The following is a 13,808-nucleotide window of genomic DNA, read 5'->3' on the forward strand; positions in this document are numbered from 1 at the left end:
AACCGGCCCGGCTGGAGCCGCGCATCCGGGACATCCGCGCGTCGGAAAAGAATGGATATGAAGCCCACGGTCAACGCCATCGCCGGTCCCGATTCACTGCAACCCAGAACCCATGGCATGACGACCATCCGCAACATCACCGCACTCGAAATCCTGGACTCACGTGGCATCCCGACCGTCATGGTCACCGTCGCCCTGGCGAATGGCATGACCGGTTCGGCCTGCGTGCCGTCCGGCGCCTCCACCGGGACCCGCGAAGCCGTTGAGCTGCGGGACAAGGACGACGAACGCTTCGGCGGCAAGGGGGTTCTCAAAGCGGTCGCCAACGTCAATGCCGTCATTGCCCCGAAGCTCAAGGGCAAGTCACCCCACGCACAGGGCGAACTGGACCGGCTGATGTGCGAACTCGACGGGACGGAGAACAAGTCGAGACTCGGAGCCAACGCAATCCTTGGCGTCTCGATGGCGGTCTGCCGCGCGGCCGCCCTGGATGGCGGACTGCCCCTCTACGCGCACCTCCGGCACCTCCACGGACTGAAGGCACGGGCGCCGTACATGCTGCCGGTGCCCATGATGAACGTATTGAACGGCGGCGCGCACGCGACGAACAACGTGGACTTCCAGGAGTTCATGCTGTTCCCGGTCGGAGCGCCAGATTTCGCCGAGGCCCTGCGATACGGCGCGGAAACATTCCACACGCTGAAGAAGTTGCTCCAGAAGCGGGGGTTGGTGACCTCCGTGGGCGACGAAGGCGGCTTCGCCCCAAATCTGAAGTCGAACGCTGAGGCGGTGGACGTGATCGTCGAAGCCATCACGGCGGCGGGGTACAGGCCCGGCAAGGACATCGGCCTCACCTGAATCGGCCGTGCCTGATCCGTGGATGGCGTGCGGGCCATGCACCGCCAATGCTCAGTGGCTGTCGTCGGAGCACCATGCAGGCTCGATGGGAATCGCGTGGGTGGAGCCGCCCCTGTCCGATTGGAGTGTGCGAGGCGGGAGCGGTGCCTGGCAAACCGGACGGATCCGGCTCCCTGGTTCGAACTGCCGGAGTGGGATCACATGGGTTCGCGCCCGGAGGGAGCTTTCCGTACGGCCTTCCGGTAGGCGCTGGGCGTTACCCCCATGGCTGCATGAAACGCCCGGCTGAAGGCGCTGTGATCGTAGAAGCCGCACTGGTGGGCAATCTCCGAGACCACCAGGCTGGTTTCGCGCAGCAGCCGGGCGGCAGCGGCCAGGCGGGTCCGGGTGAGAAATTGGCCGGGAGTGAGATCGAAGAACCGATGGATGAGCCGGGCAAGCCTGGGGGGCGTCAGTCCCGCCCGGCGGGCCAGGCTGGCAGGGGTGACGGACTCCGCGGGGTTCTTCTCAAAACTTTCCAGCGCTGCCGCCAATTCCACCGGAATACTCCGGGGATCCACCGGCGCCCGCACGTCGCGCGAGATGCCGACCAGCCCGATGACCTTTCCGGCCGTGTCCCGGAGCGGCAACTTGGTGGTCAGGCACCACACCGGCTTTCGCGGCAGGTACCATTGCTGTTCAAGATGGTCGATAAGCGGCTTTCCGGTACGCAACACCTGGGCGTCCTGCTCGGCGGGCAGACGGCCAAGATCGCCCGGGCAGATGTCGCTGGGGCATCGGCCCAGCACCTGCGACTTGTGGCGATAACCGTGCCGCTTGATCAGGGAGGCGTTCACCGCCACATACCGTCCCGCGCGGTCCTTCACGAAGAAGGCGAGGTCGGGGGCGTGATCGAAGAGTTCCGCCAACACCCCGGCCGCCACCACAAGGTTGGTGGCCTGCAGCCGGGCACCCAGGCCACTGATTGTGCCGACTTTCACGGTCGAGCGTTGGAATAAGCCAAGCCAGAAGGCAAACCAAAGGTAAACTGTGACTGGGCCAAGCCCACCCGCAGTCCTGCCGATCGCCGGTCCTGCGGTTGACCGCGGAACACCGATATAACCTGCGCGAACAAGTGAACCGCGAAACTCTTGAGGCGCTGGCCAAGGTGAGCGATCTGATGGGCGGGGGGGTTCGACCCAGGAGTCTGATGGCCGGTTTCCTTGCGGCGGCCAATCAGAACTACTTGGGCACGCTCAACCCGTGGGCGTGGGCGTGGGTGATTGGAAACCTGAAGGAACATGCATAGTCCCATGAACGCCCAAGGAAGCACTCGTTTCGGATGCCTTATGGCGGCCGTTTTCGCCGCTCTCGTCACCCTCCCGGAGGTCCGCAGTCAGACGCCCCATGAAGTCCTGCTCCAACAAGCGGAGTCGCGATTTCGCGCGATTTACGACCGGAACGAATTCCGCCCGCAGAGTCTTCGGGTCGACTGGATGCCTGATGGTTCGGGTTACACCGTTCTGGAGTCGGTGCCCGATGCCAAAGAGAATGTGCGCGTGCGCTATGACACGATCAGCGGCGAACGCACGGTGCTGGCTGGCTCGTCGCAACAACACACCTCCAGATCCGGGAACCTCTCCCCGGACGGCCGGCGCATCCTGTTCTCGGACCAGGGGAATCTCCATGTGCGTGATCTGAACGGTGATCACAGGATGCCACTGACTATGAGCGCTCCGGACGGCCCGGTTTCGCACAGTCACGCGGTCTGGAGTCCCGACGGAGAGCGGATCGCTTTTGTGCAATCGGACCAATCCGGGGTAAAACTCCGGTCGGAGTTGGTTCCGGGAGACCCTTCGTATCCCGAAGTCCGGCAAGTGCGCTTTGCCCGGGTGGGGGGAACCATCCCGACCCTGCGCGTGGGTGTGGTGGATGCACGGGGAAAGGAGACACGATGGCTTCCCATCCCCATGCCGGCAGAAGGTTTCTACCTGGGGGAGATCGGTTGGGCGGGAAACTCGGAGGAGCTCTTGATCGAGAAGTTGAGCCGCTTCCGTAACGAACGCGAGTTCCTCCTCGCCGACACCCGGACAGGCTCGCTCCGGCGCATTTTTCATGAAACCGATCCCGCCTGGGTGGATGGGAGCTACTCCCTCAACGCCGGGTGGACCTGGATTCGCAACGGTCAGGCGTTCATCGTGCTTTCCGAAAAGGATGGCTGGCGGCACGCCTATGTTTATTCGCGCGACGGCAAGGAACTCGCCCGCCTGACACCCGGAGAGTTTGACATCATCGAGCGCGCCGTGGTGGAAGAGAGCGGAGGTTGGTTTTATTTCCACGCGTCCCCCGACAACGCGACCCAGAAATACCTCTACCGCGTGGGCCTCGAAGGGGCCGGCACGCCCGAACGAGTCACACCCTGGAACCAGCCGGGCACACATGAGTACGATTTCTCCCCGGATGCCAGGTGGGCCATTCACACGTACTCGACGTTCGACGATCCTCCCATCACGGAACTGGTCCGGCTATCCGACCACAAAGTGATGCGCGTACTCGAAGACAACGAGGCACTGCGCAGGAAGATGCAGCCGTTGATCCCGCAGCCCACGGAGTTCCTCCAACTCGACATCGGCGACGGTGTGGTGGTGGACGCGTGGATGATCAAGCCGTCTGGATTCGATCCATCCAGGAAATATCCCGTGCTGGTCTACGTCTACGGCGAGCCGCACGCCCAGACCGTGCTGGACGCCTGGGGAAAAGTTCAGTCCGACTACCATCGCGTAATCGCCGACCTCGGCTTTCTGGTGGTGTCGATTGACAACCGGGGCACGCCGGCGCCCAAGGGAGCCGCGTGGCGGCGGTCCATCTTCGGCAGCCTCGGCCCCCTCTCCACGGAGGAACAGGCCGCGGCGTTGAAGGAACTGGCCCGCGCGCGACCGTACGTGGATGTGTCGCGGGTCGCGATCTGGGGTTGGAGCGGTGGCGGCTCGAACACGCTGAATGCGATGTTCCGCAAACCGGACGTGTACCAGGTCGGCATTGCCGTCGTGCCCAAACCGCAGCCCCATCTCTACAACGCCTGGTTTCAAGAGATCTACATGCAGACACCGGAGACCAATCCGGATGGCTACCGCCGCGCCGCGCCGATCCATTATGCGGAGGGGCTGAAAGGCAAACTGCTGATCATTCACGGCACAGGTGAGAAAAACACACATCTGCAGATTGTTGAAGGCTTGGTCGACCGGCTCATTGAGCTGGGAAAGCGGTTTGATTACATGGCCTATCCCAATCGCGACCATGGGCTCCGCGAGGGCCCAGGCTCGGTCGTCCATGTGCGCATGCTCATGGCGCGATATCTCATCGAGAACCTGGTGCCTGGTCCGCAATGAAGCCACGGAATGTCCTCCTCCTTGGCGGGCAATCCCAACCTGCAGGGACATGCCAATGACCAGCCAGGAGCACAGAAGGACGCCGGCGGGTTTCCTGACGTTGTGGGCGGCGCTGACGATGCCCTGCGTGGCGCTGTGCGCAGCCGGGCCCAACTCCGAGTCCGTTTCCAGCAAACCGCCGGAATCGGTTCGGGACGTCACGATGGCCACCCTTCAGTCCGCCTTGCAGAACCTCAATTTTCCCGGGGTATCGATCAACGTTCAGGAGTGGTGCGTCGACGTGCAGAGTTCGGTCTGCCTTCATCGCGGTGAGCTGGAGTTGGTGGCCTGCACCCAAGGAACCAAGGAGCACGAATCCATCGTCGCCATCGAGGCCAGGCCGATGCACATTCACGCGGCGCTCCTGCTGTTGGGTGCGAAACCGGGAAGTCCGGCGACCCGCCAGCTGATAGGGGACCAAGGCGGGCGCTGGATTGACGTTCCACCCAGCGGCGGGCCGGTGGATGTCTCTCTGGTGCTCAAGGGCGGGGATGGAAGAATGATCGAGCACCCCATCAGCGATTTCATCGCCCCTTCCAGCAGGAGGTCCGATGGCTCCGCTTCACCGGACAAGGAGGCCAGGTTTCCGACGCACACCTTTCTCTTTGCGGGTTCCATCCTGTATGGCGACGGGCCTGGGCCGCGACAATACTTGAGCGACCAAAGCGGAAACGTGATCTCTCTCTCCACCTTTGGCGACGAGTTGCTCTGCCTGCCGGCGATACACAGCCAGGACAATGAGGCGCTCATGTGGCAGATTAACGCCACGAACCTTCCCGCCGTGGGTTCCAACGTCACCCTTCGACTTCGCCCGCAACTTCTGCCCGCCGCGAAAGGTGCACAGGCCAATCCATCCCCCGCAGGAACGGGCCACCCATGAAGGGCGAACTTCTCTTGCCGGATGGCGCAACCGGGCAAGTTGAGAGCTCGCAGAAGCCTCCTCGAAGCGAAGACAGCATTTCGACAACTCAACAGGCCTGATTTATGACGACTCGGCTCTTCACTCTCTTCCTCGTGGTTCTGCTCGGTGCGCCTGCGTCCACCATGGCCGCAGCCAGAAGCCAGCCACTGACGATCCCCGACCTCACCCGGGGCGATGCCATTCCCGCGGGCGCCAAGCACGACTGGAATCTCGGTCCCACGGGGCTGCGCGGCTGGATGTTCTGCGACAGGATGGTGACCACCGATGCGCGGCAGATTTCCATCACCCAGGTGGAGAAGGGTTCTCCTGCCGACGGAATCCTTGCTGTCGGGGACGTCATTCTGGGGGTCGGCGGCAACCCGTTTTCGCACGATCCGCGCACCGAGTTCGGCAGCGCAGTCACCCTCGCCGAATCCGAAGCGGGCGGGGGAAGACTGGCTGTGACCCGCTGGAGGACGGGCAAGGTGGAGGACGTCGTTGTCCAACTCCCCGTGCAGGGCAGCTACGGCGCCACGGCACCTTACGACTGCCCAAAGTCCAAACGCATTCTCGAACAGGGGTGCAAGGCGCTGGCCGGGAAGGTGGCCCGATCCCCGGATCGGGACGATCCGATTGTGCGCTCCCTCAATGCGCTCGCCCTGCTGGCGAGCGGCGATTCCGCGTATCTCCCGCTGGTGAAAAGGGAAGCCCATTGGGCGGCGGGTTTCTCGTCGCGCTCCATGCAGACCTGGCACTACGGCTACGTCATGATCCTGCTCGCCGAGTATGTTCTATCGACCGGTGACTCGTCGGTCCTGCCCGGACTACGGCGTCTCGCACTCGAGGCGGCCAATGGCCAGAGCGCGGTCGGTTCCTGGGGCCACGGATTTGCGAAGCCCACCGGCCGCCTCGGCGGCTACGGGATGATGAATTCTCCGGGAGTGCCGCTGACCATCGGCTTGGTGCTGGCGCGCGAGGCCGGCGTGAAGGACCCGGAGGTGGGCCGCGCCATCGAACTCAGCGCCCGCTTGTTGCGGTTCTACATCGGCAAAGGGGCGATCCCGTATGGCGACCATCACCCGTGGATCGAGAACCACGAAGACAACGGCAAATGCGGCATGGCTGCGGTCCTGTTCAACCTTCTCGGCGAGAAGCATGGGGCGGAGTTCTTCTCCCGCATGAGCCTTGCGTCCCATGGACCCGAGCGCGACACCGGGCACACCGGCAATTTCTTCAACCTCCTGTGGGCGATGCCCGGCATCGCCCAGTCCGGCCCCCAGGCCACCGGAGCTTGGATGCAGGAATTCGGCGCGTGGTACTTCGACTTCGCCCGCCGCTGGGACGGCACGTTCGCCCATCAAGGGCCGCCCGAGCCGGACAACGACAGCTACAAGGGTTGGGACGCCACCGGCGCCTACCTGCTGGCTTACGCGACGCCGCTGAAGAAGCTCTATCTGACTGGCAAGCGACCGGCCGTCACTCCGCAGTTGGACTCCGCCGCGGCGCAGGCTCTCCTCCAGGATGGCCGTGGCTGGGACAACAAGGACCGTTACAGCACCTACGACAGGTTTACCGAAGAGCAGTTGTTGGAACGCCTCGGCAGTTGGTCGCCGGTGGTTCGCGAGCGGGCCGCGATGGCACTGGGCCGGCGCAAGGAGGTCGCGATTCCACCCTTGGTCGACCTGCTGGAGTCGACCACGCTGTATGCCCGTTACGGTGCCTGCCAGGCCCTGACCGCCCTGCGCGGGCGTGGGGCGCCAGCCATCGAACCGTTGCGGAAAGCACTGGCGGACCAGGATCTCTGGTTGCGCATCAAGGCCGCCGAAGCGCTGGCAGCCATCGGCGCCCCCGCCATGCAGGCGGTGCCCCAACTCCTCAGGTTGCTGGTGCAGGAGGATCTGCAGGGCGATCCGCGCGGCATGCAGCAGCGGTATCTGTCGTTTGCTCTCTTCGATCGGGGCGGGATGCTGAACCGCTCGCTGGAGGGCGTGGATCGCGAGGCGCTTTACGACGCTGTGCGCGCCGGGTTGAAGAACCAGGACGGTCGTGCCCGGGGCAGCATCGGATCGGTCTATCGGAATCTGTCCGCCGAAGACATCAAGCCTCTGCTGCCCGCCATCTATCAGGCGATCATGGAGCCGGCTCCGAGCGGAAAAATGTTCGCCGACTCCATCCGCGTGGAGGGACTGCGAGTCCTGGCCAAACATCGGATCGCGGAGGGCATCAGCGCCTGCGTCCAATACACCCGCGACCAGAATCCATGGGCCAGCGAGCATCGGACCCCTGAACTGATGGAGATCCTGCTCAGCTATGGGACACACGCCAGGTCGGTCATTCCGGAGCTGACCAGGATCGGCAACTACTTTGAGAAGGACGAAAAGGACTTTCCCAAGGAGCTCATGCTCCGGAAGGCCAGGTCCGTCCGCGAGACGATTGCTGCAATCGAGGCTTCGACGGACACCCCGGAACTCGTCCACCTGCAATAGGCCCAGGCCCTCATCGCCTTCGAAGCGTCCAGGTCCGCGCCGAAGCTCGTCAGTCTGGTGGATTCCATCGCAAACCCATCGAAGAGCATTCCCGATGACAATACTTGCAGCCAGCAAATCACCATGAAACCAGCTGTCTTCCTCACCGCAGCCATGCTGTGCGCCCTCACTCCGGGCTCCCTGGCCGGACCGCTCAAGGTGCTCATCCTCGCCGGACAGTCCAACATGGAGGGACATGCCGCAATCAGCACCTTTGACTACATCGGCAAAGACCCGCTGACGGCACCCATTCTCGCGGAGATGCGCAACCTGGATGGAACCCCACGCATTTGTGACAGGGTCTGGATGTCCTATTTGACCGGACCTTATGATGGCAGTGCCAACGGCGAGGGCCTGGGGAAGTTGACCGCCGGCTTTGGCGCGCGTGGCAACGCACCCACCAAGGATGGCGGCAGGATCGGTCCGGAGTTCACCTTCGGAATCTACATGGAGAAGGAGCTGAAGCAGCCCATTCTGATTATCAAGACCGCCTGGGGTGGCAGGTCGCTCAACACCGAATTTCGTCCGCCCAGTGCCGGGCCCTACAAGCTGCCCAGGCGGACTCAAGATGAGTGGGACAAACACCCGAATGGCGCCCACGGAATTCCCAGACTTGAGGATCGGAAGAAATGGCAGGATGAAAAGGATGCCGCCTCAGGTGTATTTTACCGAATGATGATCGACCATGTGAAGATGGTGCTGGCAGATCCCGGGCGGGTCTGTCCTGCCTATGATCCCAGGGAGGGGTACGAACTGGCCGGTTTCGTCTGGCTTCAGGGATTCAACGATCTGGTCGATGGGACAACCTATCCCGGCCCCAACCAGCCTGGAAAATACGATCTGTATTCGGACCTGCTGGCCAGATTCATTCGCGATGTTCGAAAAGACCTGTCAGCCCCGAGGATGCCATTCGTGATCGGCGTGCTGGGAGTCGGCGGTGAGAGTGAAAACAGGATTTTCCGCAAGGCCATGGCCGCACCGGCCGACATGCCCGAGTTCAAGGGCAACGTCGTTGCGGTTGAGACCGCTCCCTTCTGGGATCATGCCATCGAAGCGGCTCAACCCAGGCAGGACGAGTACAACAATATCATCCGAACGGCGCACACCTTGAAGCAGGATGGGACAATCGATCGGGATCGGAAATGGAATCGTTACTGGAAGCCTGTTGGCACGCCTCTGCCAGAGGAACGGATCTGGCGCTTCGCTACGATGGATGCCAGCGAAAGGAAGGACACGTTGGAGGTATACACCGACAGGCGATTCCGTGACATCGATCGGTGTTACCCACTCCATTTGCAGATGAATGCTGGGATGGTGTTTGAGCTTCACTGCGGCGTGTCTGATGAGGTGAGAAGTTTTTCGCGTGTAGTGGTCTTGGAGATCCCCATGGTTAGCTCCGTGAGCCGTTAGCGAAGGTAGGCGCGCATCAGCGGGCGCAGCTTCTCAATTCCAGCATGCCAGTCCCAACCGGAGAGAATCGCATCCTGCATCCAACGCGTGAACTGGCTGCTCCATCGGGTGATCAGTCGTAGTATCCGCACGAATGGAGACACCGTCCGGCCCTTGGACTGCGCGGTCGCCTCTCGGTTCTTTACCGCCGCTTCATACCGGATCTCCACTTTCTCATCCCGGATTCCCTCCTGAGCCTCCAGTCGCGCGCTCAAAAGGAGCAGGAGGTTGTGCACCAAGACCAGGAACTCGTTCTGAACCTGCGCGGGTATCGGACCCAATCCCCAAGCCCGCTTCTCCCCCAGGAGATTCTCACACACATCGAAGAACTTCTCGATATCCCAGCGCAGCCGGTAGAGCTGAGCGATGACCCCTGGCGGCAGACGGAACTCCGTGGTCAAGAACTCGTGAACCTCACCCGTTTCCGGATCCTGATAGCGAACCCGTCGAAATTCCCCCGGTTCTGCGAACCACACCCGCTCATCGGAGAGCACGCCTTTGTTGCGCGGGTCCTTCTTGATCCATTCCAGCGGCTTGGACTGGCGAACGACCAGATTCGATTTGGTGCGGGTGATCACCGTGAAGCCGCCCTTGAACTTCGCGCCCCGCAGGAACGCGAAGTCCACGGCAACCGGATCGATAACCAGAATGGTGCCCTTGGCGTTGGGGCGCCAAAGGAAGTCGCTCCACGGGCGGGCTTTGACGGCAGCCCATTCGTGTTGATGTCCCTCCGTCTGGGCCAGAACCCGTGCGGCCCCGGTCCGAAGGTCTCGCAGAAAGATGCCGGTGACGGTGCCCGGCACCTCCATGCGTCCTGCGGCCGTTGGCGCCGCGGGCTCATGAGTGGCATGTCGAACGTCGTGACCGTCCAGGGCCAGAACGTCTCGGCCCAGGAGTTCCGGAAAGCACGCGAAGCGATCCCTGGGCCCGGAGATGGTTCGGGAAAGAGTGGTGTTGAGTTCGTGAATGAACGCGAGACGGCGCATGCTGCGGACGGCACCGAAATAGGCCTTCACGGAAACCTCGGTTACATCGCATTGACGGGCGGACTGAAGAAAGGAGCGCCCGGACGGATGGAGTGTGTTTATGCGACGAACCCCGAGGGAGATAAACTCCTCGTCCGAGAAAGGGAGGCCCTCGCTATAGTTTTCGAGGGAGGCGAGAATGCTGAGTGCGGGCTCCAGAAGCACATCACGAACAAGAGTACTCATCGGTGCGAATAGTGTCACAGTATTGAGACCTATATGCACGTCCTATCACAAGGAGAGGGTGAGAACTTTAGGCGACATGGCATCCGCTCGAACTGGGCCTGTAGCGAGTCCTTTGAGCCGCCGGCCGGAATCCGCCTGTCTTCCATCTCCGATGGCATGGCGACCCAGTGGGAGCGCAAGGCTCGGGGACTAAAGAAGGACCGTGAGAATTTTCAAAATTTTTCGGGAGCATTGGTGTATGTCGTGGAGCACTGCCTTGCGGCATGTCGGGCCGCAATGTCACCCTGGTCGCGCTTGAACCCCTGGGGTCAATCCCCTGTACGGGCGAGAAGTAGGGCCATGCCTCCGGTGGTGTAGGATGCGTTGCCGCTTGAGCCTGATCCAAATCATTTATCGGGTGGGTAACACCGATCGTGACATCACGTTGCCGGCGGGGATGGAGAACTGGCACATGCCCGAATTCGACGACAGCCATTGGACCGAAGGCAGGGCCCCCATCGGCAAAGGTGTCTGGAAACACAGCGGAATCACCCTGGACAAGTTCCCATCGGCATGGGGAAAGGGCGAGTTCCTGCTGATGCGCTCGACGTTCCATCTTGAAGACATCAACAACGATTCCTATCGCATCGCGATTTTGGCGAGACAAGGATTCCATGTCTATTTGAACGGCCAAAAGATTCACACCTATATCTGGTGGCAGGACAAGCCGCAATACAGGTCCATCATCCTCGAAAAGGAAGGAATCAGACATTTGAGCAAGGGGAGAAACGTATTGGCGGTTTATGCCAATGACCAATACTCCCCAGCCTCCCCGGAACATTATGCCGCCTTGGATGTATGGATTGAGGGAATCACCAAGGCAGACCAGGAAATGCTCGACCTCGCCTTGGAGGAGGTCCTTCCCCTCCAAGACAGAGAGGTCCTGAAAGGCGCATCCAATGGCGGTTACCACTATTTTGGCAGTGCGAAGATCTTCGCCCAGATGGGTAAGGCGTTTGCAGAGGCCTTGGTGGGTATAGAGAGAGCCAGGTAGGCGCGAGCGACAGACGGCGGATGCGCCAAGCCATCCCTGTTGAAGCGACGCAAGCCTCGGCGAAGCGAAGCCGCCGAAACCGCAGAAAAGGTCGAGGCAGGTCAGTCGGTTGCCGGCCGGTGCGTTCGTCATGGGAGCCAGGCGCTTCTGATCTCCTTGGCCGGCGATTTGAACCCGACGGCATCGGACCGGGTGGGCGCGCTCATGGGAAGAAATCCTACCCGTTGAGTGGAGTCCGCATAGGAAAATGCTTGCTGACGAATCGCAACCCCGTGCATCCCGGAGTTCTGGGGAGTGGTGCGAATTTCGCGAGGCGTCGCTTCGGAGGGCCGGGTTCCACGAGGCCGCAAGGGTGTGGCGCGTTGGGTTGAGGACTCGCAGAGCTCGTCCCTCCGATTCGCGGCCTCCTCACCCGCAACTCCGGGATGCACCCGGATTTCCGAATCGGCCCTTCCTGTCGCTGCCCTCATCCGGAGCCTGATTTGTCAAATTCACAGATCTGACCCCGGGGGGGGCCCTTGTCTTTACAACCCCGGGCACGTGCCTGGAATCTGCCCCGGTACATGAGTCTCCAGATCAAGTTCAACGATGCGTGGTCCGGCATTCCCCTGGACTGCGCGGATGATGCCATTGCCTTCATCGAAGACAGACTGCAACCAAGCCATCCCCTTCGGGCGTTCAAGCTTTTCCCCGTCGCCAAGCTATGGAGAGCGTACAAGTTCCTGGTTGAGGAGGAGGAGCCCAGTGAGATGCTTTGGGTTCTGGACCTGGATCGGAGGGTCCGCATCCGGGGCAAGACGTGTTACGACTTCAAGCGCATCGAGACCCAGGAGGAGCTGGACGCCCTGCTGGAAGCCGGTCTTGCCGACTGGGTGAAGCACATGAAGGAAGCCGGGGCTTGGGAGGAGGATGAGACCCAAGGGACCGGAGGATCGTGAATAGCGCTTCGCTATTGGCATTGCATGGGGTGACTCCCTGCCTGGGGCTTGCCTCGGCCCGTCTCCCTTGCGGTGGGTTCGCCCTTATCGCATGGCTGAGCCCCGGATTTGGTCGGGCCCAAGACCTTGTGAGCAAACGGGGAGCCATGGTTCTCCGAATCGGCCCTTCCTGTCGCCCGCCCTTATCCGGAGCCTGATTTGTCAAATTCACAGATCTGACCCCGGGGGCCCCGAAAGTTCCATGTCCGGTTTGGGTCCGGCCGGCCATTCTGGGATGGCACCGATGAGAACGGACCATGAACTGCTGGGGTCGTGGGTGGCCGCCAGGGACCAGGCGGCGTTTGCCGCGCTGGTCGAACGGCATGGCGGTGCGGTGTATGCCTCCGCCCTGCGGCGCACAGGGTCGCCCGATCTCGCCCAGGAGGCGGTCCAGGCGGTGTTCATCCTCCTCGACCGGAAGGCGCGCACCCTGGGTCCGAATGTCATCCTGTCCGGCTGGCTGTTCCGCGCCGCCCGACTGGTGACGCTGGATCTGATCCGTGCGGAGCGACGTCGCCGACAACGCGAAACCCAGGCCTGCAAGATGCATGAGGCGGATCAGTCACCCTTGAACCCGGATGGCACCTGGACCCGCTGGCGGGAGATGGCGCCGCACCTCGACGAATGCCTGAACCGGCTCGGGGAGGCCGATCGCCATGCGGTGCTGCTTCGCTTCTTCGAGAACCGTTCCCTGCGCGAGGTCGGGGGCGCCCTGGGGATTGCCGAAGATGCGGCCCGCAAACGGATCACCCGCGCCCTGGCCCGGCTGCAATCCCTGCTGCTTCGCCAGGGTGCCCGCATCGAGCCGGAAGCCCTCCCGGCCGTCCTCGAGGCCCATGCACCCGCCGCGCTGCCGGCAGGCGTGGCCGGCGCGACACTCTCGGCCGTGCTCGGTTCCGGAGGCGGCCCCCAGATTTCCGCCCTTGCCACGGCGGCAGGGCGCGCCCTCGACGGCTGGGCCTGGAAAGCCTGGCTGACGGCGGCCGTGCTGTCCGTGGGCGGGGGCCTGGGATGGGGTCTGGCGGGGGGCGTCGATCGCCCCGGGGTTCCAACCTCATCGCCATCCGCACCCGCCCACCTGGATGACTACCGACCGGCCGGATTTCCCCGCCCCGAACCGGTCCACGACTTTCTTCTGTCCCTCCAGCAGGGCCTGCTCACCGGCCACCACGACCGTGTCCTCGGCCTCATCCGGTATCCCCTGCGCGTGAACGGACCCGAAGGCACGCGGATCGTATCCTCGCCTGAGGAACTCCGTGCGGCCTTTGCATCGGTGTTCCCGCCCGACCTGGCCCGAGCCATCCTCAAGAGTCCGCGCACGCAGCTCTACTGCGATTCCCGCGGCGTGATGATCGGGTCGGGGCAGGCGTGGATCGTGGCGCACCCCGCCGGCCGCGGCGATCCCGAACCCCGCCTGGGCGCCATCAATCTCGACTGAACTCCCGCC

Annotated in this window: 12 protein-coding genes; 10 read left to right on the forward strand and 2 right to left on the reverse strand. The window is 62.7% G+C overall.

What is annotated here, in order from left to right; all coding sequences use genetic code 11:
• Positions 1-117 precede the first annotated feature (117 nt).
• Positions 118-858, forward strand: a complete 741-nt coding sequence (locus tag KF833_05980; protein MBX3744841.1) for a hypothetical protein — start codon at positions 118-120, stop codon at positions 856-858.
• Between the two features lie 197 nt (positions 859-1,055).
• On the opposite strand, the gene KF833_05985 is transcribed toward KF833_05980, so the two are convergent.
• Positions 1,056-1,784 carry an AraC family transcriptional regulator gene (locus KF833_05985; GenBank protein ID MBX3744842.1) on the reverse strand — a complete coding sequence of 243 codons (729 nt, stop codon included), beginning with the start codon at positions 1,782-1,784 and terminating at the stop codon, positions 1,056-1,058.
• Positions 1,785-1,972: 188 nt separating this feature from the next.
• Between KF833_05985 and KF833_05990 the strand changes: the two genes are divergently transcribed.
• The 5 genes from KF833_05990 to KF833_06010 all read left to right on the forward strand — a co-directional run bounded on the left by KF833_05990 (position 1,973) and on the right by KF833_06010 (position 9,101).
• The gene (locus KF833_05990) at positions 1,973-2,146 is read left to right on the forward strand and encodes a DUF3863 domain-containing protein (GenBank protein ID MBX3744843.1); all 174 of its coding nucleotides are present in this window, start codon (positions 1,973-1,975) and stop codon (positions 2,144-2,146) included.
• Positions 2,139-4,226 (forward strand): DPP IV N-terminal domain-containing protein, encoded by a 2,088-nt coding sequence (locus tag KF833_05995; protein ID MBX3744844.1) that lies wholly within the window; start codon positions 2,139-2,141, stop codon positions 4,224-4,226. The genes KF833_05990 and KF833_05995 overlap by 8 nt, the downstream gene beginning before the upstream one ends.
• A gap of 55 nt (positions 4,227-4,281) precedes the next feature.
• Positions 4,282-5,145 (forward strand): hypothetical protein, encoded by an 864-nt coding sequence (locus KF833_06000; protein ID MBX3744845.1) that lies wholly within the window; start codon positions 4,282-4,284, stop codon positions 5,143-5,145.
• Between the two features lie 104 nt (positions 5,146-5,249).
• Positions 5,250-7,652, forward strand: a complete 2,403-nt coding sequence (locus KF833_06005; protein ID MBX3744846.1) for a HEAT repeat domain-containing protein — start codon at positions 5,250-5,252, stop codon at positions 7,650-7,652.
• Between the two features lie 123 nt (positions 7,653-7,775).
• Positions 7,776-9,101: a hypothetical protein gene (locus KF833_06010; GenBank protein ID MBX3744847.1), complete on the forward strand. Its 1,326-nt coding sequence runs from the start codon at positions 7,776-7,778 to the stop codon at positions 9,099-9,101.
• Here the strand turns inward: KF833_06010 and KF833_06015 are convergent.
• Positions 9,098-9,949: a transposase gene (locus KF833_06015; protein MBX3744848.1), complete on the reverse strand. Its 852-nt coding sequence runs from the start codon at positions 9,947-9,949 to the stop codon at positions 9,098-9,100. The genes KF833_06010 and KF833_06015 overlap by 4 nt on opposite strands.
• 39 nt (positions 9,950-9,988) lie before the next feature.
• On the opposite strand from KF833_06015, the gene KF833_06020 reads away from it, so the two are divergent.
• The 4 genes from KF833_06020 to KF833_06035 all read left to right on the forward strand — a co-directional run bounded on the left by KF833_06020 (position 9,989) and on the right by KF833_06035 (position 13,799).
• Positions 9,989-10,363, forward strand: coding sequence for a hypothetical protein (locus tag KF833_06020; GenBank protein ID MBX3744849.1), 375 nt, complete (start codon positions 9,989-9,991; stop codon positions 10,361-10,363).
• Between the two features lie 358 nt (positions 10,364-10,721).
• Positions 10,722-11,384, forward strand: coding sequence for a hypothetical protein (locus KF833_06025; protein ID MBX3744850.1), 663 nt, complete (start codon positions 10,722-10,724; stop codon positions 11,382-11,384).
• Between the two features lie 563 nt (positions 11,385-11,947).
• Positions 11,948-12,322 (forward strand): hypothetical protein, encoded by a 375-nt coding sequence (locus KF833_06030; protein MBX3744851.1) that lies wholly within the window; start codon positions 11,948-11,950, stop codon positions 12,320-12,322.
• 283 nt (positions 12,323-12,605) lie between these two features.
• Positions 12,606-13,799: a sigma-70 family RNA polymerase sigma factor gene (locus KF833_06035; protein MBX3744852.1), complete on the forward strand. Its 1,194-nt coding sequence runs from the start codon at positions 12,606-12,608 to the stop codon at positions 13,797-13,799.
• Positions 13,800-13,808: the final 9 nt, after the last annotated feature.

The organism is Verrucomicrobiia bacterium, from assembly GCA_019634625.1.
GTDB lineage: Bacteria > Verrucomicrobiota > Verrucomicrobiia > Limisphaerales > CAIMTB01 > CAIMTB01.